Below are 21,293 nucleotides of genomic sequence, written 5' to 3'. Positions count from 1 at the left end.
TCGTTATGAAAAAGAAGACGATACTTGTTGCCACGGCCCTGCTGATTACGGCCAGCAGCTGCTCCAATTTCCTGAACGAAGAGGTGCGGGCGGCCTATTCGGAGGAAACCTTTTATAAAACCCAGGCCCAGGCCCTGCAGGCCCTCAATGCTGCTTACCAGACGCTGACCTTTGCGTCGGACAACAACCGGCTGTGGGTATTCGGCGACGTAGCCTCTGACGATGCGGCCAAGGGGGGCGACCCCGGCGACCAGGCCGACATCGGTCTGATCGATGACTTCACGGTATTTCCCAACAACGGACCCGTCGAATCGCAGTGGGGGGTTCTGTACGAAGGCATCAGCCGCTGCAACCGGGTTATCCAGCAGGTACCGACCATCGGGATGGCGGCCGAACTGAAGGCCCGGATTGTGGGCGAAGCCCGGTTCCTGCGGGCGCTGAATTACTTCTACCTGGTCAACATCTACGGGCCGGTACCGGTCCTGCTGGAGCCTAAAAATGCCGACCAGCTTCAGATCGAACAGTCGCCGGTAGCCCAGGTGTATACGACGGCTATCGAACCCGATCTGCAGGAAGCCATCCGGAGCCTGCCCGCTGCGTATACCGGCGCCGACCTTGGCCGGGCTACCCGAGGAGCCGCACAGGCCCTGCTCGCCAAGGCCTATCTGTTTCAGGGCAAGTGGCAGCAGGCGGCCGAAACCGCCGGGCAGGTCGTCAGTAGCGGCACCTACGAGCTGCTGCCGGTCTACAGCCAGAATTTTGACCAGGCGCATAAAAACAGTTCGGAAACGGTTTTTGCCGTACAACACCTGACCGGGCAGGTTCCCTTTACCGGCAACCGGCTAAACCAGTGGTTTGCCCCGCGCAGCAGCGAGAACGGCTATTTCTTCAACGTGCCGACCCAGAGCTTTGTCGACGCTTTCGAGAAAACGAGTGCGGGCGTGGTCGACCCCCGGCTCGACTATACCGTAGCGCGCGCGGGTCAGCCCTGGATCGACGGCACCGCCTACGATCCGCAATGGTCGCCCACGGGTTATCTTAACAAAAAACACGTGCAGCCGGTAACGGAAGTCCCGAGAAGCACTAAAGGCGACGGCAACCTCAACTACGTGACGATTCGTTATGCCGAGGTGCTGCTGATTCAGGCCGAAGCGCTGAACGAAGCCGGTCGGTCGGCCGATGCGCTGGTGCCGCTGAACCGGGTCCGGAAACGCGCCCGTGAAAGCTACCTCTACGACACCCGGCTAAGCACTACCAACCCGGCCGTACCGGCGGGTCTGCTGCCCGACATCACGACGACGAGCCAGACCAGCCTGCGCGATATTATCCGGCGCGAACGCCGGGTCGAGCTGGGCTTCGAGTTTCATCGCTACTTCGACCTGATCCGCTATGGCAAAGACTACGCCCAGGCCGCCCTGCGCGACAAACCATCATTCAGCTACGACACCGACCGGTATTTCCCGATTCCGCAGAGCGAACGGGATACCAACAAAAAGCTTCGATTTTAACCCTGTTTCATTTTTTCAGTAATCCTAAAAATCCCAATGCACGTATGAGAAACGTCACGACCAGTACCCCTGTGCTTCGCAGTCTGCTGATGCTTTGCCTGCTGTTTACCCTGTTTCAGGCCTGTAAGAAAGACGACGGTCCGGATGTGGCCCCGGTCGACAAGGCCGCTCTCAGGGCCCGGCTCGACAGCGCCAACACCCTGCATAACAACGCGGTAGAAGGCACCGCCATCGGCCGGTACGAAGTAGGCTCAAAAGCCGTTTTCAAGACCGCCATCGATGCCGCCACGACGGTAAGCAACGACAACAACGCCACGCAAACGGCCGTTAACAACGCCAACGTAAACCTGGGTCAGGCCATCACCACCTTCCGCAGCAAGCAGGTAGCCGAAATCGCCCCCGATAAACTCGTGCTGCACATGCTGTTCAACGGCAACGCCAACGACGCGTCGGGAAAAGGGTTTAACGGTACGCTGAAAACGGGTGGTGCACAGTGGGGCGCGGGCCTGCCGGTGCTGACGGCCGACCGGTTCGGTAATGCCAACCGGGCTTATTACTTCGACAAGGGCGGCAACATCGAGATTCCGTACAACTCGGTGCTGAACCCCTCGAAAGAGATTACGATCAGCATGTGGATCAAGCGCGACACCACCCGGGCCAGCAACTACCTGCTGGCGCTGAACCGCTGGAACGGCTACAAAATCCAGTTGCAGGAAGCTAACAAGGTGTTCTTCACGGTGAAGACCACGACTGGGCCCAAAGACAAGGATAACGAGTCGGTTACGCTGGCCCGCAACAAGTGGTACCACATTGCCACCACCTACAAGTCGGGGGAGATGAATTTTTACATCGATGGAACGCTGGTCAAAAGCTGGACCGACGTAACGGGCGATCTGGCTCCTGTGAAAAGCACGATCAACATGACCATCGGTCAGGATCTGCCTACGAGCCTGTACCAGAACAACGAGAAAGACGATGCAGACGGCAACAACTTTAACGGACCGTGGGGCGGCTACTACACCGGGGCGATGGACGACGTTCGTATCTACAACGCCGTGCTGACCAGTACCCAGATTACCTCGCTGTATAACGCCGAGAAGAGTCAATAGTACTGTTTATGTCCGGCCGGGGCGGTGCATTAATAAAAGGAGCACCGCCCTGACTGGGCTTTGTTTAGCTTTGAGTATGCAAAAAACTGGATGGTTGATTAGTGCGTTGTGGCTGCTGGCCAGCGGATGCCGACAGGAGCAGGCCTCGCGACCGCTGCTGTTCTGGTGTTCCAACAATGCCGCTGAAATTACCTTCGCGCGGGAGTTCACGGATCGCTGGCAACGCACCCGCCCCGACAAACCCCTGCGCTACCAGCCCATTCCGGAAGGGCAGTCGAGCGAAGAAATCATTCTGGCCTCGGTAGTGGGCAAAACAACGCCCGACATCTACGCCAACATGTGGCAGGGCAGCGTGGAGATGTACGCCAAAGCCGGGGTACTCGTGCCGCTCGACACCATCAGCGGGTTTATGTCGTTCCTGCGCGCCCGCTGCGACACGGCCGTGATTCGGGAAATTACCTCCTCGGACGGCCATATTTACCAGGTTCCCTGGAAGGTGAACCCGATCATGACCCTCTGCAACACACGGCAGGTCAAAGGACCGGGTTTACAACCCCCACCCTATACCTATTCGAGCTACCTGAACGCGGGCCAGCAGCTCAAAAAGGATGCAGACCAGGACGGCTATACGGATCAATGGCTGGGTTACACGGAGGTGAAGGTGATCTGGTACCAGCGCTTTTTCAACTTCTACCCGCTCTACCTGGCCGCGTCGAACGGTGCTCCACTCATCAAAAACAACCGGGCTGCGTTTAACAACCGCCACGCGGTGGGCGTCTTCCGGTTTTTACAACAGCTTTACCGCAACGGCTACTTCTCGAAAGAACGCCTGTCGGCCACGCGCGACCCTTTCCTCGACCAGCGCATCGCAACCTCATTTACGGGTCCCTGGCAGGTGGGCTTTCTGGAGAAATACAAAGACACCAGCCTCCAGTACGACACCTGGCCAATGCCCGTTCCCGACACCCATACCGGCCCGGCCTATACCTACGGCGACCCCAAAAACATTGTCATTTTCAATACCTGCCCCGACCCCACAGCTGCCTGGGCGTTTATCAAAACCCTCGTCGATAAGCCCGGCGACCTGCGGCTGATGGAACTGACGGGCCAGTTCCCGAACCGGCTCAACGTAGACACCGACCCGTACTTTCAACCGTTTTTGCAGAAGAACCCGAAACTGATTCCCTTTGCCCGGCAGTCGCGCTACATCCGGGGCGTCGATAACAGCGAAGTCATCGTCGAAGTGTTCGACATCATCTCGCAGGAGTACGAAGCCTGTGTCGTTTACGACCGCAAAACCCCCGAAGCCGCCATCCGCGATGCCGCCGAAGCCGTTGACGTTTTATTAAGGAGCGAACCGGCCAATGAGTGAATTTGTGAGTGAGTTAGTGAAGGTCTTAACAGGTGAACCACTCAATCGCTCAATCACTAACTCACTCAATAAAAATAGCTTATGAAAAAACAGATCCCTTACTGGCTGGTTTCGCCTTACCTGCTGTACTTCGCGGTTTTCGTGGCGTTTCCGGTAGCGTTCTCGGTGGTGCTGACGTTCCATAGCTGGAATATTATTTCGCCTATGAAGTTTGTTGGGCTCGATAATTACCAGCGGTTGTTCAGTGACCGGCTGTTCTGGCAGGCCATCTACAACACACTTCGCTTCCTGCTGGTGCATATTCCGTTGCAGATTGTGGTGGCGCTGGCACTGGCCGAGTTTCTCAACCAGAAAATACGGGGACAGGCTTTCTTTCGGGGGGCGTTTTTTCTGCCGGTCATTGTATCGGGCGTGGTCGTGACGATTCTCTGGCAACAGCTGCTGGGTTTCAATGCGGGTATCCTGAACCGGGGCCTGACGGCGCTGTCGCTCCCCCGCGTGGCCTGGCTCGAAGAACCCGGTATCGCCATGTACGCCATAGCGCTGATGGCCACCTGGAAAAACGTAGGGCTGTACGTGATTCTGTTCCTGGTTGGCCTGCAAACCGTACCGGTTCAGTACTACGAAGCCGCCGACATGGAAGGCGCTACCGCCTGGCAGAAGTTTCGTTACATCACCCTACCCATGATCAACCCCACTATTTTTATGGTCGTCGTGCTGTCGACAATCGGTGGATTTTCGCTGTTTATCGAACCCTACATCATGACCGAAGGCGGACCACTGAACAGTACCCTGTCGGCCGTCATGTATATCTATAAACAGGCGTTTCAGTACTACCACATGGGCTACTCGGCCACGCTCGGCTTCTTCTTCGCCCTGCTGATCCTGGGCGTCGTAGCCATCCAGAAACGTTATGTCGAACAGGAAAATTAACCTTTTTATTAAGTGATTCTTATTGAGTGAGTTAGCGATTGAGTGATTGAGCGACGCCCGGAATCATTCACCATCCATACAATCACTAACCCACTCAATCACCAATCACTAACTCACTCAATCACCAATCACTAACTCACTCAATCACTAATCACTAACCCACTCAATCACCCCATAAAAAGCCCATGAAACTACTCCGCTACGCGCTACTCCTCCTGGCGGCTTTGTCGTTCATTTATCCGTTTGTCTGGATGATCAGCGCGTCGCTTTCGTCGGAGCAGGGGATTGGGTCGCTGACGTTACTACCGGTTGGCCTGACGATCAGCAACTACACAACTGTTTTTGAGCGCATACCGCTGGGCCGGGCCTTCCTGAACAGTTTGTTCGTGGCACTCGTGACAACGGGTCTGGTGCTGGTGCTGGGGGCCATGGTCGGCTACGCGCTGGCCCGGTTGCGCTTCCGGGGGCGTGATCTGATCTTTTACCTGATCATTTTCACGATGACGCTGCCCTTTCAGATCACGCTCATTCCCAATTACATCACGATGGTAAAGCTGGGTTGGGTCGATACCTATTTTGCGCTGATTGTTCCTTTCGTTATGAACTCGCTGGCGGTCCTGCTCTTCCGGCAGGCGTTTGCCAGCCTGCCCCAGGCGCTGATCGATGCCGCCCGGATAGATGGCTGTGGCGAGCTGCGGATCATTTTCCAGATCCTGCTGCCCAACATCGTTCCGACCGTGCTGACCATCACGATTCTGACCTTCATGGGCCTCTGGAACGAAGCGCTATGGCCCCTGATCGTTATCCGCGACGAGTCGACGATGACCATGCCGCAGATGGTGACGCTCTTCTCGGTCGGGGGGCGTGCCGACGCGCAGCTGGGGGTAAAAATTGCGGCAGCGGTCATGCTGGCCCTCCCTATCCTTGTCGTGTACCTGTTTTTCCAGAAACATTTTATCCGAAGCATGGCCTCGTCGGGCCTGAAAGATTAAGCTTTATTCCCCTCAACGTATGACCCAGGCAACCCGTACCGCCATTCGTTTTTCGGCTAATCCCGAGCGAGTCATTGCCCGCTACCTCACCCTGCACGGCCCCCACCGCGTGCTGCACATCTGCGAACGGATCGCCCGATTTTCAGAGGCCGAGGTCGACACGATGCTGGCCGAGGCCCGGCGGCAGTTTGGCGAACGCCACCGGAACCTCGACGCGGCTTTCGAGCGAAACTACCAGCGGGCCGTCGAAACAATGGCGCAACCGCCCTCCGAGTTTTCAGCCAACCGCCGGTTGCTGCTCGGCGCCTGCCTGACCATGGAGTATTCGACCCAGTCGGCAGCTTTGTTCAATCCCTCTATCGTGCCCCACCCCGATCAGTCGGGTCTGGAGCCTGGTACGCTTCGGTTCGTTATGAGTTTACGCGCCACCGGCGAAGGGCATATTTCGTCCATCGAGTTCCGGACCGGTACCGTCAACCAGGCCGGTCTGATCCACCTCGACGAAGCGGATCGATACGCCACCAGTTCCGAAAAAGACTGGCGCAAAACCTACACCCGCGCGTTTGTCCGGCATCGGCTCGCCTACTTCCCCCATTCCGACGAACGCGTGCTGGAGCAGCTGCCCGACGAGTTCGATCTGCAACAGGCCACCCAATGTCTGAACGAGCTAACAGCAACCCCGCCCGTCGACCCGGCCGTACAGACGACGAAGAAAGCGATCCTGACCATGCTGGACACCAACTACGATGTAGTGACCGATGCCGACGCCCCGCTGCACGAGCGGATTATCTTCCCCAATGCCAAAGGCGAAAGCAAGGGCATGGAAGACGTCCGGTTCGTGAAATTCCGCGACGACGACGGGGCCGAGCGCTACTACAGTTCCTACACGGCCTACGACGGCGAAACCATCAAAACCCAGCTGATGGAAACAAACGACTTTGTCCGATTCAGCGTCCGGACCCTGTACGGCGAGGCCATTCAGGACAAAGGCATGGCGTTGTTTCCGGAGAAGATAAACGGGCAGTATGTGATGATCAGCCGACAGGGGGGCGAGTACATAAACATCATGTTCTCCGACGACCTGTATGTCTGGAATAGCTTTCAAACGCTGCTGGAGCCGGCTTTCCCCTGGGAGGTCGTTCAGCTGGGCAACTGCGGGTCACCCCTTAAAACCGATCAGGGCTGGCTGCTGCTCACCCATGGCGTTGGACCGGTCCGTCGCTACGTCATCTCGGCCGTGTTGCTCGATCTCAACGACCCGACCCGCGTTCTGGCCCGGCTGCCGGAACCGCTTATCTACCCGCTCGAATCGGAACGGGAAGGCTACGTGCCCAACGTAGTTTACACCTGCGGCTGGCTCGACCACGGCGACCTGATCGTTATTCCTTATGCCATGTCGGACTCGGCCTGCGGGATCATTACCGTGTCGAAACAGGAATTACTTCACGACCTTTTAACCGCTCCTGCGTTATGAAAATCTACCAACGACTGCTCTGGCTACTCCTGCTTCAGTTCCCGCTGCTGTCGGTTTCGTGCCATAAAAATCAACCCAGCCAGCCCGCGCCCGATAGTGGCCGCCTGGTCAACACGACCCACCTCGACCAGCTCTATCAGGTCGTCAAACTAAACGGCGCCGATGTGGGCCTGATCAATATTTACAGTGAGTATCCGGATTACAAATGGGTAGCCGACGACGACGAAGGAGCCGCCTGTATCGACGACATAGCCCGGACGGTGGTGTTCCTGGCCCACGAACCCGATCTGGCTACCAACTCGGCCAAGCAGGACAAACTGCGCAAATTAACCGAATTTGTGTTGCAGATGCAGGCCAGCGACGGCGGCAGCGGAGCCGGCTATTTCTACAATTTCATCTTCGGCAACGGGGCCATCAACAGGACTGGTGTGACCAGCATCAACCAGCCCAACTGGTGGTCGTGGCGGGCCCTCTGGAGCCTGACCGAAGTGTATCCGTATTACAAAACGGCCGATCCAGCCCTGGCCACCCGGCTCCAGACCGCCAGCCAGCGGCTCGTGAGCAACATGATCCGCGATTTTGGGAGTAAAGCCCGTACCTATACGTTTCCGGGCGGGCTCAAAATACCGGGCTGGCTACCGTTTGGCTCCGGTTCGGATCAGGCGGCCGTGATGATCCTCGGCCTGCTGAACTACCAGCAGCAAACGCCGGACGGGCAAGTGCAAAAACTCATCGAAACCCTGGCCGATGGCATTGTACAGATGCAGTTCGGTGCGGCTAACCAGCCACCGTACGGCGCCATTTTGAGTTTCGACAACAGCTGGCACGCCTACGGCAGCGATCAGTCCTACGCCCTGCTGCGGGCGGGCAAGGCCCTGAACCGGCCCGACTGGATTACCGTTGCCCGGCGCGAAGTGGATACCTTTTATCCTTTTTTGCTCAACGAAGGGTTTCTGGAATCGTTTACCGTAAGTGAACAGGGAGCTGCGCTGGCTATTGGCCGGAAATCGCGTTTTTCGCAGATTGCGTACGGCGTACGACCCATGGTCTGGGCTACCCTCGAACTCTACGATCAGACCCGCGATGCCCGCTACCTCACCCTGGCGGGACAGCTGGCGGGCTGGTTTCTGGGTAATAACCCCGCCAAAGCCATTATGTACGACAGCGCGTCGGGTTTGGGCTATGACGGCATTAGCTCAGACACGCAGATCAACAAAAATTCGGGAGCCGAATCGACAATCGAATCCCTAATGGCTTTCCAGCGGCTGGAAAAATACCCCGACGCCGTTACGCAGGCCAATAAATACCGGTAAGTATGGCAGAAGTTAAACTGGTGCATGTGGCCAAAGCCTATGAAAACGGCCCGCGCGTGATTCGGAATGCAACCATTACCGTACAGGACCGCGAGTTTCTGGTACTGGTTGGTCCCTCCGGCTGCGGCAAATCGACGTTGCTCCGCATGATTGCGGGTCTGGAAGATATTACCGACGGCGACCTGCTGATTGATGGGAAACGCATGAACGACGTGCCGCCCAAAGACCGCGACATTGCCATGGTCTTTCAGAACTACGCCCTCTACCCCCATATGACCGTCTATGAAAACATGGCGTTTGGGCTGAAGCTGGCCGGTTTGCCCAAAGATGACATCCGGCAGCGGGTCAGCCGGGCGGCCCAGTTGCTGGAAATCGATGCGCTGCTAGACCGGAAACCCAAGGACATGTCGGGGGGGCAGCGGCAGCGGGTGGCCATCGGCCGGGCTATTGTCCGCAACCCGAAAGTCTTTCTGTTCGATGAACCGCTGAGCAACCTCGACGCCAAACTACGCGTACAGACCCGGATCGAACTCCAGAAGCTCCACCGCGAGCTGAACGCCACCATTATCTACGTTACCCACGACCAGGTTGAAGCCATGACCCTCGGCGACCGGATTGTGGTGCTGCGCGATGGCGATGTGGTGCAGCAGGATACGCCCATCAACCTCTACAACCAGCCCGCCACGCAGTTCGTAGCGGGGTTCATCGGTACCCCCCCCATGAACTTCGTGCCCGGTCGGCTCAGCGAAACGGGGCCGCTGTACTTTACCAGCACAGGGGGACAGGTACAGATCGACCTCAGTAACAGCCAGCCCGCAGCCCGGTTACAGGCCCATCGCGGCAAACCCGTTACATTCGGCATCCGGGCCGAACACCTGAGTGAGCAGCCACCGGCCGCGCAGTCCGTTCACGAGCAGGCCCTCGCGGTAGAAGCCGTCGAAAATATGGGCAACGAAACGCTGGTCTACTGCCCCATCGATACCGGTCAGCTGATTGCACGGCTACCAGCGGGATATGTAGCCAGCTTTGGGCAACCGATCCGGCTATTCTGGAATCTGGACAAAGCCCATTTTTTCGACGCCCAGACCGGGCAGGCCATCTAACCGGCTCAGAACGCGACCGCTTTCAGCCGCAGACCGGTTTCTTCGGGTAGTCCAAAGATCAGGTTCATATTTTGTACGGCCTGGCCCGAAGCGCCTTTGGTGAGGTTGTCGATAATGCTGGTGATGAGCAGCTGCCCGTCGTGCACTTCCAGGTGCAGCAGGCATTTGTTGGTATTGACAACCTGCTTCAGATCGATTGGCATGTGGCTCAGGTGCGTGAACGGATGATCTTCGTAGTAACGCTGATAGAGGTCTTTAGCCTCGTCGATCGTGCCGGTGAAGGGCGTATAGACGTTGGCCATGATACCCCGGGTGTAATCGCCCCGGTAGGGTACGAAGTTGATGGCCTTCCCAAAATCTGGATCGAGCTGGGTCAGACTCTGGCGAATCTCGGCCAGGTGCTGGTGGGTAAACGCCTTGTAGATCGACACGTTGTTGTTACGCCAGGTAAAGCCAGTAGTAGGTACCAGGGCCTGACCAGCTCCGGTACTGCCCGTAATGGCACTAACGTGTATGTCGCCCTGTAGCAGGCCCGCCTTGGCCAGCGGCAGCAGGGCCAGCTGAATACTGGTGGCGAAACAGCCGGGGTTGGCAATCCGGGTAGCCTCGGCAATCCGGTCGCGGTTCAGCTCGGGCAGGCCATAAACGAAATCATCGTGTTCGTCGCGAAAGTCGGCGCTCAGATCAATTATGGCCACATCGTCGGAGATATCATGTTCGGCCATGAACGTATGCGACGCCCCATGGCCTGAGCACAGAAAAATCACATCCAGATCGAGTTCGTCGTCGGCATCGGCGGGGGCGCTGAACTCCAGATCGGTATCGCCCAGCAGGTCGGAATGGATTGTCCAGACAGGTTTACCGGCCTGGCTGTTGCTCTGCACAAACGAGACATTAACAAAAGGGTGATTGATCAGCAAACGGAGCAGTTCGCCCCCGGTATAGCCGGCTCCGCCGATGATACCTACCTGAATTTTATCGTTCATAATGGAATACGGGTTAAAGCCCCCGACCTGCAACGGTCACGTGAACCGGTGGCGGCCAGGCCAGCGATCGGGTTGGGTACAGTCTGCCCCGCTGCGCAGACGCTCACCGCCTGACTGAGCGGTTGAAGCAGCTACACAGCGGGGCCATGAATCGTTCCGGACCTTATGGATTACTGATTGCTGATTTTCTCATAAATCATCACCTGGTTCGAGGCCACTTTAGAGAAGCCCCGCACGTCGTCGCCGGTCCAGGCGTTGTTCATCTCGCCGTAGGAGCCAAACTTGGCCGACATCAGGTCATAATCCGATTCGATGCCCAGCACCTGGAAACGGTAGGGAGCCAGCAGCACATGCACTTTTCCCGTCACGTGGCCCTGCGTGTCGGCCAGGAATGTTTCGGTATTGCGCATAACGGGGTCCATAAACTGACCTTCGTGGAGCATAGTGCCGTACCAGTTAGCCAGCTGGTCTTTCCAGTACAGCTGCCACTTGGTCAGCACGTGTTTTTCGAGTGTATGATGCGCTTTGATCAGGATCAGCGGAGCCGGGGCCTCGAAACCGACCCGGCCCTTGATGCCGATGATCGTATCGCCCACGTGAATGTCGCGCCCGATGCCAAACGGACCAGCCAGTTCGGTTAACCGGCGGATGGCATCGACCGGGTTAGCGAACGACTCATCGCCCGTTGTAGCCCCGGAAATGCCTTTGATTTCGCCGTGTTCGAACGTCAGGGTAATGGTTTCGGGCTCGGTTTTGGTAACGGGGGTTGGCCAGGCCGATTCGGGCAGGAACTGGCTCGATGTCAGCGTTTCTTTACCGCCTACCGACGTGCCCCACAGGCCTTTGTTGATCGAATAGGCTGCTTTATGCCACTCCTGCTCTACGCCTTTGTTTTTCAGGTACTCAATTTCGGCCTCGCGCGAGAGCCGCAGGTCGCGAATGGGGGTAATGATTTCGGCTTCGGGCGCTATAATCCGGAACGCCATATCGAACCGCACCTGGTCGTTACCGGCGCCGGTGCTGCCGTGCGCAATGGCGGTAGCGCCGATCTCGCGGGCGTATTCTGCCGCGGCAATGGCCTGAAAAATACGTTCAGCACTGACGCAGAGCGGATACGTGTTGTTTTTCAACACATTGCCGTATACCAGAAATTTGAGGCACTGCTGGTAGTAGTCGTCCGTTTTCGAGATCGTCACGTGCGATTTTACCCCGAGCGAATAAGCCCGTTCTTCGATAGCACGAAGTTCGTCGTCGGAGAAACCGCCCGTATCGACCAGGACCGAATGGACTTCCATCCCCCGATCTTCGGACAGATACTTAACACAGAAGGAGGTATCGAGACCTCCGCTAAAGGCAAGAACTACTTTTTGTTGGGACATTAGCTAGGAAACACCGGACACACGCCCGCCGTCGGAATGGTTTTGGCGGGGCAAATATCGGGCTTGTTCCGTTAAGTTGCGCGAATGAATTGCGCAACCTCACAGCAAAACCAGCAAACTACCCGGTAGTATCCGCACTTCGGCTTGCGCGTCCGGTATGGTAATCGGCTCCCCGTCGGCATGAATGAGCAGCGGCCCCCGATGCGTCTGTAGGTCAACGCGTACCGACGCTTTTGTTACGGCGCGTCCCTGCCAGTACGGCGACAGATTCAGGCTTTTGTTGAACAGTCGCCAGGTGAGCAGCGGCCCCATCTGAGCCGGGAAAGGCCTTATTTCGCACTGTTCCAGCTTCCCGTCGGCAATATTAGCTGTTGGCGCCACCCAGGCGTTGTTACCAAACTGACCCGCATTGGCAAAACTGAGCGAAAACAGTCGGCGCTCTTCTCCGTCGATCCAGTACCGGTCGGGCTGATACGACCAGAACGATCGAAAGGCGGTACGGATGTAGGTTGGTAACCCCCGCACCGGCTGCAGGGCAAACTGATGGGCCACATAGGCTTCGAACCCCAACCCGGCGGTACAGAAAAAAGCGTGTTCGTTGATTTCGCCACTGTCGATAACCACCGGACGACCCGCCAGCGCCCGGTCAATGGCTTTTAGCGGGTGCAGGGGCAAACCGAGATGGCGTGCCAGTCCGTTTCCAGAACCCATCGGCACAATACCCAGCACCGAGGCCGACCGGCGCAGGGCCCGGGCCGTTTCGTTGATGGTACCATCGCCCCCAACGGCCAGCACCCGGCTGACGCCCCGCGCAACGGCCGCTGTTGCCAGTTCGGTGGCATGACCGGGATACTCGGTAAAGATAGCCTCCGGGGCAAACCCCATCCCCTCGGCCCGTTGCAGGAAGGTGTCGCGCAGGCGGGTTTTCTGCGCGATCGACAGGGTTCCCGAAAGCGGATTAATTATGGCCAGAACGGCCGACAGCTGGGCCATCAGGAAAAGAAAACGAACAGCAGCATGATGAATAGAACAATAAACACGTAGTACCAACCATCCGAGAAGATGTAGGGTTTGTACTCGTTATAAAACTTACGGACGCGGTTCATAGTAGGTGGAGTACGGGATCGGTTTACGGATAGGTACGGGTTCGTCGGGCCGTCTCCGTATGACTTGGCTCGGTAGCTGCTGTCGTCGGAAGACGGCCCGTTGACAAAAGTTAGATAGCCTGCCCGCCATTTACGGCCAGCACATGCCCATTGACAAACGAAGCCTCGTCAGATGCCAGGTACAGGTACGCATAGGCAATATCGTCGGGTTTACCGATGCGCCGGACCGGCACGGTAGCTACGGCGGCATTCCGGACTTCTTCCGGCATCGCATCGGTCATGGCGGTCTGGATAAAGCCGGGCGCTACCGCATTGGCAGTAATGCCTTTCGGCCCGAGTTCCTTGGCCCACGACCGAACCATGCCAATGATACCGGCTTTGGCAGCAGCGTAGTTTGTTTGACCAAATGCACCATGTACGCCGTTGATGGATGAGGTACAGATGATCCGGCCGTACTTACGCTCTACCATGTAAGGGGCCACCACTTTGGTGCAGTTGAAAACGCCCGTCAGGTTCACATCGATCACCTGCTGCCATTCAATAAACGACATTTTCAGCAGGGTTTTGTCGCGCGTGATTCCGGCGTTGTTGATCAGAATATCGATCTGCCCGTATCGGTCAACTACCTCGCGGGTAGCGGCTTCGATGGTGGGTACGTCGGTGGTGCTGACCTTCATGAAGTCGCATCGGTATCCCTGGTCGCGCAGGGTTTGCGCCGTTGCCTCCCCCTCGTCGAGCAGATCCCAGATGATCACCGTAGCGCCTTCCCGGCAAAAAACCTCCGCAGCGCCCTGCCCAATACCCCGGGCCGCACCGGTTATAATGGCTACTTTATTTTGCAATCGCATGGGTTATCTATTTTCTAATCTCTCCGGTTTCCCGGCAAATGCCGGGGAACCATTTTTCATCCTGTGCTGCCCGGCATGAATGCCGGACCTATTCATGTTTCTCCCTCAATCCAGGTTCTCACCCATTCTACCTATGAATAGCCCTGGCATTTATGCCAGGGGACCATTTTTCATCATCTGCTGACCGACACTCTTGGAAATCAATTCATCACAACGACCGCTTTGCCAACAACCCGGCGCTTGAGGAGGTCGCGCAGGGCTTTGGGAGAGTCGGCGAGCGAATAGGTGTTATGAATGTGCTGGCTTAGCTGGCCCGCTGAAATCCAGTCGAGGATCTGGCGAAAATTCTGCAGGCTGGTTTTGGGTTCGCGCTGGGCGAAAGCACCCCAGAACACACCGATAATAGAGGCTCCTTTTAGCAAAGCCAGGTTGAGTGGAATACTGGGTATGTCACCACCGGCAAACCCCACAACCAGGTACCGGCCTTTCCAGGCCAGCGACCGAAGGGCGGGTTCGGCGTAGCGGTCGCCGACGGGGTCGTAAACAACATCAACGCCTTTCCCATCGGTCAGCTCTTTGATACGGTCGCGCAGCGTTTCGGTCGTATAATTAATGGTCTCGGCAGCACCCAGGCGTCGGCATACCTCCAGCTTTTTATCGCTCGATGCGGCCGCAATAACGCGGGCGCCCATCAGCACGCCCAGTTGAACCGCTGCCAGCCCTACCCCCCCGGCAGCGCCCAGAACCAGTAGGGTCTCGCCCGGTTGCAGCGAAGCGCGGTCTTTCAGAGCGTGGTACGACGTTCCGTAGGTGTACATGGTGGAAGCCGCCGTTACAAAATCCATATCCGGCAGCATGGGAAGCGTCGTGGCAGCATTGGCAGCAACCTGCTCGGCAAACCCACCGTATCCCGTCAGCGAAAACACCCGGTCGCCGACCCGAAGGTGGTTCACCCCCTCCCCCACTTCGGTGATGATACCCGCCACCTCGCCACCCGGCGAAAAGGGCATCGGCGGTTTAATCTGGTATTTTCCTTCGATAATGAGTGTATCGGGGAAGTTGACCCCGCAGGCTTCGACCTGAATAACGACCTGACCAGCGCCCGCTTTGGGCAAAGCCACATCGGTTAGAACGAGTTGTTCGGGCGGGCCGTATTGTTCGCACAGAATGGCTTTCATAAACATAAAGGTTCGTGTACAAACCTAGCACTATTGCCGTAGTTTTACCAGAAAACCAATTGTTACATGCAACGACTGATCGCCTTCGCCCTGCTCCTGCTGGTAATCGTACCGGCCTACAGCCAGTCAGCCCGCAACACATCGGCAGCCAGGACGCTGGCAGCTGACCGGCGAGCCATTCTCCTCATCCTGAAACGTCAGACTGAAGACTGGAACGCCGGGCGAGTCGAAAAATTCATGAACGGCTACTGGCCTTCCGACTCACTTACGTTTATCGGCAAAGCCGGAGTTACCTATGGGTATCAGGCTACTCTGGCCAACTACAGGAAGCGTTACCCGGACCGGCAGTCGATGGGAACCCTCAAATTCGATATTCTGCAGCTGGATATGCCATCGCCCAACGTGGCCTACGTCATTGGCCGCTGGCACCTGACCCGCCCCACCGTGGGCAACCTCGACGGTCATTTTACCCTGCTCTGGCGCAAGATCAAAAAGCGCTGGGTGATCGTCAGCGACCACTCGAGCTAATTCAGCAAGTGAACGTTCTTCATTCGTTCACTCGCTCGTTCTTACGCTCTTTAATAAGTTCGGTCGGTTCTTTGGCCGACAGACGCTCGCGGAGTTCGGTGACGGGGCGCTCGAAGTACTTAAACAACAGCGTCGACAGAAACAGGACCAGCCCCCAGAACAGAAATACCTTCATCCAGGCCGTTTCGAACGAGGAGGTCGGAATCCGCTCGAGAAAGCTGATCATGATGGGCGTCAGGTTCAGCAGATACATAGAGTACGATATAAGACTGATGTGCGTGATGGCCTGCGCAATCCCGAACCGCGCCCAAAGCCCCGACGCGGCCCGCCAGCCATCCATATACGGCATCAGCAGCGCCATACTCAGCCCGATGACCGGAAAATAAAAGGTCCGTTTGTAGAACACATAGGCAGGCTGTACGCCCCATTCACCGTAGTACCCTATCAAAAAGACTGACGAAGTAAAAGCAGTAAGGCCGGTCAGCACCAGACCGATTACGAACAGCCGCTGCCGGAGCCGCTCATCGGTCCAGCGGGTCGGGAAATAGTGCTTGGCATAGGCCGCCAGCACGCCGTACGAGATCGCATCCAGCCGCGTCAGTACAATACCGCGAAACCCAAGCTCACCGGCCGGCAGCGGCACCTGTGCCGACAGCACCAGCCGACACAGATTAGTACCCAGAATAACCGTCAGGATGGCCGCCAGTACGATACGCTGCCGTGGCCAGGAAGCTGGCAGCAGAGTCTGCATCAGCCACAGAATCAGGGGCAGGGTTATATACGACCACTCTTCGATTGCCAGACTCCAGGTTTCGGTAAAAAAGTCGGGTACGTAGGTGGTGAAGTTTTGTAGAAAGAAAAAATACCGAATCAGCGTATCGCGCTGAGGCAGCGAATGATGGACGCCAGCCCGATAGGCCCGTAACAGCGACAGACCAATCAGGCCCAGCAAGACCAGGTAATAGTTGGGTAACGTACGGAACCACCGACGTGTCCAGAAATTAAGCAGCAGGCCTGCATCGAAATGACTTTTCTTTTCGTACGAACGAATCAGGATTCCACCAATCAGAAAGCCACTCAGTACAAAAAACAGTTCAACTCCATCGGGTAGCAGATGATGCCAGAACGCTCCATTATAATACTCCTTCAGCGCAACGGTGGCGTGGGCATCTACCACAATCAGGATAGCAGCCGCCCGCATCACGTCCAGACCAAACACCCGTTTGGCAGGCGATACACCCAGCGAAAACAATTGATTCAGCATAACAGACGCGAAGGTAGGACGTATTGCACAATGAATAATGGACGGTAGATAATGATTTGCGACCGCTAACACGGAACTTTGCCCGCTATCAACCTCGGGATATATACGCCCTGACGTTCAATATATAGTTATATGGAATTTACCCTCGACGCTGTTCACCGCTACGCTTTCCGGTTTTCGCAAGCCGACGTTATCGATTTTGCCCGGGTTACCGGCGACAACAACCCCCTTCACCTCGACGCTGATTTTGCCGCGACAACCCCGTTCAAGCGCCCCATTATTCATGGCATGCTGGGAGCCAGTGTATTTACGAAAGTGCTGGGCACCGAGTTTCCCGGTTACGGTTCCGTTTACCTGGGTCAGACACTCGAGTTCCTGCGCCCCATGTTCGTCGACACCGATTACGAAGCCACCTTCACGGTTCAGTCGATGGATACGGTCAAACACACCGCACAGATCCTGGGCGAAATTCGGGATGTGCAAACCAAAAAAGTGACCACCCGAGGCATCGCCACCCTCATGCACCGCGAAAAAATATAAACGCTGAAATCCGGTTGACAGACTTTTCTGCTCAGCCTCCCATCCTACCTCGCCAACCCCACCTCCCACCGTGGTCCGTGGGGGCACGGACTACATGCGCGACAGCAACGAATCTTCTCACAGGTGGATCGAATTCTTTGCCGTGATCCGTGAGGACACGGACCACGATAACGCACGACGATAAGCCGGTAAAAAAAAACCCGCCGGGCCAGAAGCCGGGCGGGGATAGATTGGTTTGGCCAAAACGGCCGAATGCGCTATCAGTTAGACAGGCTGTCCGGTTGATTTACGCTTTCTCGGCTTTGTTCTTGGTGTCCTGAACTTCCGAGCGAATGGTCTGCGCCAGTGTCTTCAGATCCTGCATTCCTTTACGAACACGAGTACCGGCGGCCTGGTTATTTTTTTCGTAGAACTTCTCGAAATCACCTTCCAGCGACATAACCAGATTCTTTACTTCATCGAAGCGTGCCATAGCGATGCGTATGGGTTTAAGTGTGAAAAATGCCCAAATCCCGCTAAAAACGCGGTTTTTCGGCTGAAATTTAGTGATTCTCCTATACAGCGCAATAGGCGAGCCAAAAAATTAGTTGAAAAATGCAACTTTTCGCCAAAAAACCTTATTCAGATGCCGCTTCGGCTGACATTTCGACCGTTTTTGGGGCCGTAATCGTTGAATTTTGACGATAGAGGCCATTCTTGAGCTTCTCGCCCATTTTAGAGAAAGCATCCAGCGTATAGTTCACATCATCCAGGGTATGAGCCGCCGTTGGAATGATACGCAACATGATCGTTCCTTTGGGTACAACCGGATACACAACGATTGAACAGAACACACCCATATTCTCGCGCAGGTCCATGGTCAGGGCAGCCACTTCGGCCACGCCCCCTTCAATGTTTTGCAGGAATACCGGTGTTACCGGCGACTGTGTATCGCCAATATCGAAACCGCGCTCCCGCAGTCCGTTCTGCAGGGCCCGAACGTTGGTCCACAGTTTATCGCGCAGCTCCGACGACCGCCGTACCATCTCCAGCCGCTTCAGGCCACCAACTACGTAAGGCATCGGCAGCGCTTTAGCGTACGTCTGCGACCGCATGTTGTATTTGAGGTACATGATGATGTCGTGGTCGGCGGCAATGAACGCACCGATCGCTGCCATCGACTTGGCAAACGTCGAGAAATACAGGTCGATACCAGCCTGGCAACCGAGCATTTCACCAACACCCGCACCCGTTTCGCCCATAGTGCCAAAACCGTGTGCATCGTCGACCAGCAGCCGGAACTCGTATTTTTCTTTCAGGGCTACGATCTTGTCCAGGCTCCCTACCTTACCCGACATCCCAAAAACGCCTTCGGTAACGACCAGAATGCTGCCGCCCGTTTCGGCTACGCGCCGGGTAGCCCGCTGGAGGTTTTTCTCCAGACTGGCCATGTCGTTATGGTTGAACTTATAGTAGTCGCCCATCTTCGCCTTGTGGAGCCGGATACCGTCGATCAGGCAGGCGTGACTTTCGGCATCGTAAACAATGATATCCCGATGGTCGACCACGGCTTCGATAGCCGACATAACGCCCTGATACCCGTAGTTGAGCAGGAAAGCATCTTCTTTGCCGACAAACTCCGCCAGTTCTTTTTCAAATTGCTCGTGCAGGTCTGAGTTACCGGACATCATGCGGGCGCCCATCGGATAAGCCAGCCCCCACTGCGCCGTGGCATCAGCATCAGCTTCACGAATTTCAGGGTGGTTGGCCAACCCCAGGTAGTTATTCAAACTCCAGTTCAGTACCTCTTTTCCCCGAAAGCGCATCCGGGGGCCCAACTCACCTTCTAGTTTAGGAAATGCAAAATAGTGGTGGCCATTAAACTCCCGTGCCGGCGAGCCGATTGGGCCTAGATTGGTGCGCAGTTTCTCGAATAAATCCACTTTTTACTGTCGTTTTATGGGTTAAACCCTTGTTTTTAAAGCCATAAGTGCAAAAGTACGGTTATCTTTTTCTCGGACAAAATTGCACCTCATAAATTCGATTTTGACCGATCCGGTTCGCCGTCGGTATGCATTTGTTGGTAGCGTGTTCACCCTTTGCCCATCTTTGCGTAAATCTGCGTCTGGAAAAGCCGCCTGAGCGGTTCCTTTATCAACATACGTAATGCCAGCCATCCATAAACTCCTGGTCGCCAACCGGGGCGAAATTGCCCTTCGGATCATGCGTACCGCCCGCGAAATGGGCATACAAACCGTTGCGATTTATTCAGAAGCTGACCGCAACGCCCTTCATGTCCGCTACGCCGACGAAGCCGTTTGCGTAGGTCCGGCCCCCTCTTCCGAATCGTACCTGCGAGCCGACACCATCATTGACGCCTGTAAGCGGCTCAACGTCGATGCCATCCACCCCGGCTATGGCTTCCTCTCCGAAAACGCGGCTTTTGCCCGACAGGTGCGGGAAGCCGGTCTGATCTTCGTCGGCCCCTCACCGGAAAGCATCGAGGTCATGGGCAGCAAGCTGGCCGCCAAAGCCGCCGTGGCCGGGTATGATATCCCGATGGTTCCCGGCACGCCCAGTGCCATTACCGACCGGGCCGAAGCCAAGGCCATTTCGGCGCAGATTGGTTATCCGGTACTGATCAAAGCCTCGGCCGGGGGCGGGGGCAAAGGCATGCGGGTCGTTGAAAACGATGCCGAATTCGACGAGCAGATGGACCGCGCTGTCAGCGAAGCCATTTCGGCCTTCGGCGACGGGTCGGTGTTCATCGAGAAGTACGTAACCTCGCCCCGGCACGTCGAAATTCAGGTCCTGGGCGACCAGCACGGCAACATCATTCACCTCTTCGAACGCGAATGCTCCGTACAGCGACGCCATCAGAAAGTCGTTGAAGAAGCACCCTCGGCGATCCTGACGCCCGACATCCGCGACGCCATGGGCCGGGCGGCTGTCGATGTAGCCCGGGCCTGCGGCTACTACGGAGCCGGTACGGTTGAGTTCATCGTCAATGATCAGCTCGATTTCTATTTTCTGGAAATGAACACGCGCCTTCAGGTCGAGCACCCCGTTACCGAACAGATTACGGGCGTCGATCTGGTGAAACAGATGATCTACATTGCCGAAGGAAAACCCCTTACCATCCGGCAGGAAGATCTGCACATCAAAGGGCACGCGATTGAAGTACGGGTCTATGCCGAAGACCCGACCAATAATTTTCTGCCCGACGTGGGCACACTCGACACCTACGTTCGTCCCCAGGGAAACGGGGTGCGGGTCGACGATGGGTTTGAGCAGGGGATGGCTATCCCGATTTATTACGATCCGATGATTGCTAAGCTCGTTACCTACGGCGACAGCCGCGACGAGGCCATCCAGAAAATGATCCGGGCAATTGACGAATACCAGATTTCGGGGGTTCAGACGACACTCCCGTTTGGCCGGTTCGTGATGGAGCATGAGGCCTTCCGGTCGGGTCAGTTTGATACCGGCTTTGTTGCCAGCTACTTCAAACCGGACATGCTGACAACTGCCAGCCCGGACCCCAACGAAACCCGCGTGGCGGCTGTGCTGGCGGCCTGGCTGCTGGAAACAACCACCCCCAGACGTAGCGAAGCCGTTAGTAGCGTGCCGATAGCGTCGAAAAGTAAATGGAAAACCAACCGAATCGGGTAATCTGACAGC

The 21,293-nt window shown here is 56.5% G+C and carries 19 protein-coding genes; 11 read left to right on the top strand and 8 right to left on the bottom strand.

Going from position 1 to position 21,293, the window contains the following annotated elements; genetic code table 11:
- Positions 1-5 precede the first annotated feature (5 nt).
- From FBR45_RS13020 to FBR45_RS12985, 8 genes are all read left to right on the top strand, one after another.
- The gene (locus FBR45_RS13020) at positions 6-1,508 is read left to right on the top strand and encodes a RagB/SusD family nutrient uptake outer membrane protein (protein WP_138502957.1); all 1,503 of its coding nucleotides are present in this window, start codon (positions 6-8) and stop codon (positions 1,506-1,508) included.
- 44 nt (positions 1,509-1,552) lie between these two features.
- On the top strand, positions 1,553-2,617 hold the full coding sequence (locus FBR45_RS13015; RefSeq protein WP_138502955.1) for a LamG domain-containing protein: 1,065 nt from the start codon (positions 1,553-1,555) through the stop codon (positions 2,615-2,617).
- A 76-nt stretch (positions 2,618-2,693) separates the two neighbouring features.
- Positions 2,694-3,989 carry an extracellular solute-binding protein gene (locus tag FBR45_RS13010; protein WP_138502954.1) on the top strand — a complete coding sequence of 432 codons (1,296 nt, stop codon included), beginning with the start codon at positions 2,694-2,696 and terminating at the stop codon, positions 3,987-3,989.
- An 81-nt stretch (positions 3,990-4,070) separates the two neighbouring features.
- Complete coding sequence (locus FBR45_RS13005) at positions 4,071-4,922, top strand: carbohydrate ABC transporter permease (protein WP_138502951.1); 852 nt, start codon at positions 4,071-4,073, stop codon at positions 4,920-4,922.
- Positions 4,923-5,107: 185 nt separating this feature from the next.
- On the top strand, positions 5,108-5,914 hold the full coding sequence (locus tag FBR45_RS13000) for a carbohydrate ABC transporter permease (protein ID WP_138502949.1): 807 nt from the start codon (positions 5,108-5,110) through the stop codon (positions 5,912-5,914).
- A 19-nt stretch (positions 5,915-5,933) separates the two neighbouring features.
- Positions 5,934-7,388 (top strand): glycoside hydrolase family 130 protein, encoded by a 1,455-nt coding sequence (locus FBR45_RS12995; protein ID WP_138502947.1) that lies wholly within the window; start codon positions 5,934-5,936, stop codon positions 7,386-7,388.
- Positions 7,385-8,701, top strand: coding sequence for a hypothetical protein (locus tag FBR45_RS26500; RefSeq protein ID WP_138502944.1), 1,317 nt, complete (start codon positions 7,385-7,387; stop codon positions 8,699-8,701). The genes FBR45_RS12995 and FBR45_RS26500 overlap by 4 nt, the downstream gene beginning before the upstream one ends.
- Positions 8,702-8,703: 2 nt before the next feature.
- Positions 8,704-9,804 carry an ABC transporter ATP-binding protein gene (locus tag FBR45_RS12985; RefSeq protein WP_138502942.1) on the top strand — a complete coding sequence of 367 codons (1,101 nt, stop codon included), beginning with the start codon at positions 8,704-8,706 and terminating at the stop codon, positions 9,802-9,804.
- Positions 9,805-9,809: 5 nt separating this feature from the next.
- On the opposite strand, the gene argC is transcribed toward FBR45_RS12985, so the two are convergent.
- The 5 genes from argC to FBR45_RS12960 all read right to left on the bottom strand — a co-directional run bounded on the left by argC (position 9,810) and on the right by FBR45_RS12960 (position 15,301).
- Positions 9,810-10,790: an N-acetyl-gamma-glutamyl-phosphate reductase gene (argC, locus tag FBR45_RS12980; RefSeq protein ID WP_138502940.1), complete on the bottom strand. Its 981-nt coding sequence runs from the start codon at positions 10,788-10,790 to the stop codon at positions 9,810-9,812.
- Positions 10,791-10,960: 170 nt separating this feature from the next.
- A complete protein-coding gene (locus tag FBR45_RS12975; RefSeq protein ID WP_138502938.1) occupies positions 10,961-12,169 on the bottom strand; it encodes an argininosuccinate synthase in 1,209 nt (402 codons plus the stop codon).
- Positions 12,170-12,268: 99 nt separating this feature from the next.
- On the bottom strand, positions 12,269-13,162 hold the full coding sequence (locus tag FBR45_RS12970) for a diacylglycerol/lipid kinase family protein (RefSeq protein ID WP_138502936.1): 894 nt from the start codon (positions 13,160-13,162) through the stop codon (positions 12,269-12,271).
- A 223-nt stretch (positions 13,163-13,385) separates the two neighbouring features.
- Positions 13,386-14,123 carry a 3-oxoacyl-ACP reductase FabG gene (fabG, locus tag FBR45_RS12965; RefSeq protein WP_138502934.1) on the bottom strand — a complete coding sequence of 246 codons (738 nt, stop codon included), beginning with the start codon at positions 14,121-14,123 and terminating at the stop codon, positions 13,386-13,388.
- Between the two features lie 200 nt (positions 14,124-14,323).
- Entirely contained in the window at positions 14,324-15,301 is a 978-nt protein-coding gene (locus tag FBR45_RS12960; RefSeq protein ID WP_138502932.1) for an NADPH:quinone oxidoreductase family protein, read from the bottom strand.
- A gap of 66 nt (positions 15,302-15,367) precedes the next feature.
- Between FBR45_RS12960 and FBR45_RS12955 the strand changes: the two genes are divergently transcribed.
- Positions 15,368-15,829: a YybH family protein gene (locus FBR45_RS12955; protein WP_138502930.1), complete on the top strand. Its 462-nt coding sequence runs from the start codon at positions 15,368-15,370 to the stop codon at positions 15,827-15,829.
- Between the two features lie 19 nt (positions 15,830-15,848).
- On the opposite strand, the gene FBR45_RS12950 is transcribed toward FBR45_RS12955, so the two are convergent.
- Positions 15,849-17,093 (bottom strand): acyltransferase family protein, encoded by a 1,245-nt coding sequence (locus FBR45_RS12950; RefSeq protein WP_138502928.1) that lies wholly within the window; start codon positions 17,091-17,093, stop codon positions 15,849-15,851.
- 132 nt (positions 17,094-17,225) lie between these two features.
- Here FBR45_RS12950 and FBR45_RS12945 point away from each other — a divergent pair, with 132 nt between their 5' ends.
- On the top strand, positions 17,226-17,633 hold the full coding sequence (locus tag FBR45_RS12945) for a MaoC family dehydratase (protein WP_138502926.1): 408 nt from the start codon (positions 17,226-17,228) through the stop codon (positions 17,631-17,633).
- 286 nt (positions 17,634-17,919) lie between these two features.
- On the opposite strand, the gene FBR45_RS12940 is transcribed toward FBR45_RS12945, so the two are convergent.
- Together FBR45_RS12940 and FBR45_RS12935 are read right to left on the bottom strand one after the other, a co-directional pair.
- The gene (locus FBR45_RS12940; protein WP_077921775.1) at positions 17,920-18,105 is read right to left on the bottom strand and encodes a histone H1; all 186 of its coding nucleotides are present in this window, start codon (positions 18,103-18,105) and stop codon (positions 17,920-17,922) included.
- A 145-nt stretch (positions 18,106-18,250) separates the two neighbouring features.
- Positions 18,251-19,555, bottom strand: a complete 1,305-nt coding sequence (locus FBR45_RS12935) for an aminotransferase class I/II-fold pyridoxal phosphate-dependent enzyme (RefSeq protein ID WP_138502924.1) — start codon at positions 19,553-19,555, stop codon at positions 18,251-18,253.
- Between the two features lie 223 nt (positions 19,556-19,778).
- On the opposite strand from FBR45_RS12935, the gene accC reads away from it, so the two are divergent.
- Complete coding sequence (gene accC / locus FBR45_RS12930; protein ID WP_138502922.1) at positions 19,779-21,284, top strand: acetyl-CoA carboxylase biotin carboxylase subunit; 1,506 nt, start codon at positions 19,779-19,781, stop codon at positions 21,282-21,284.
- Positions 21,285-21,293 lie beyond the last annotated feature (9 nt).

It is taken from the genome of Spirosoma lacussanchae, from assembly GCF_005870035.1.
Taxonomy (GTDB): domain Bacteria; phylum Bacteroidota; class Bacteroidia; order Cytophagales; family Spirosomataceae; genus Spirosoma; species Spirosoma lacussanchae.
Note: the sequence above shows the minus strand (reverse complement) of the source record. Positions and strands in the feature narration are given on the sequence as shown.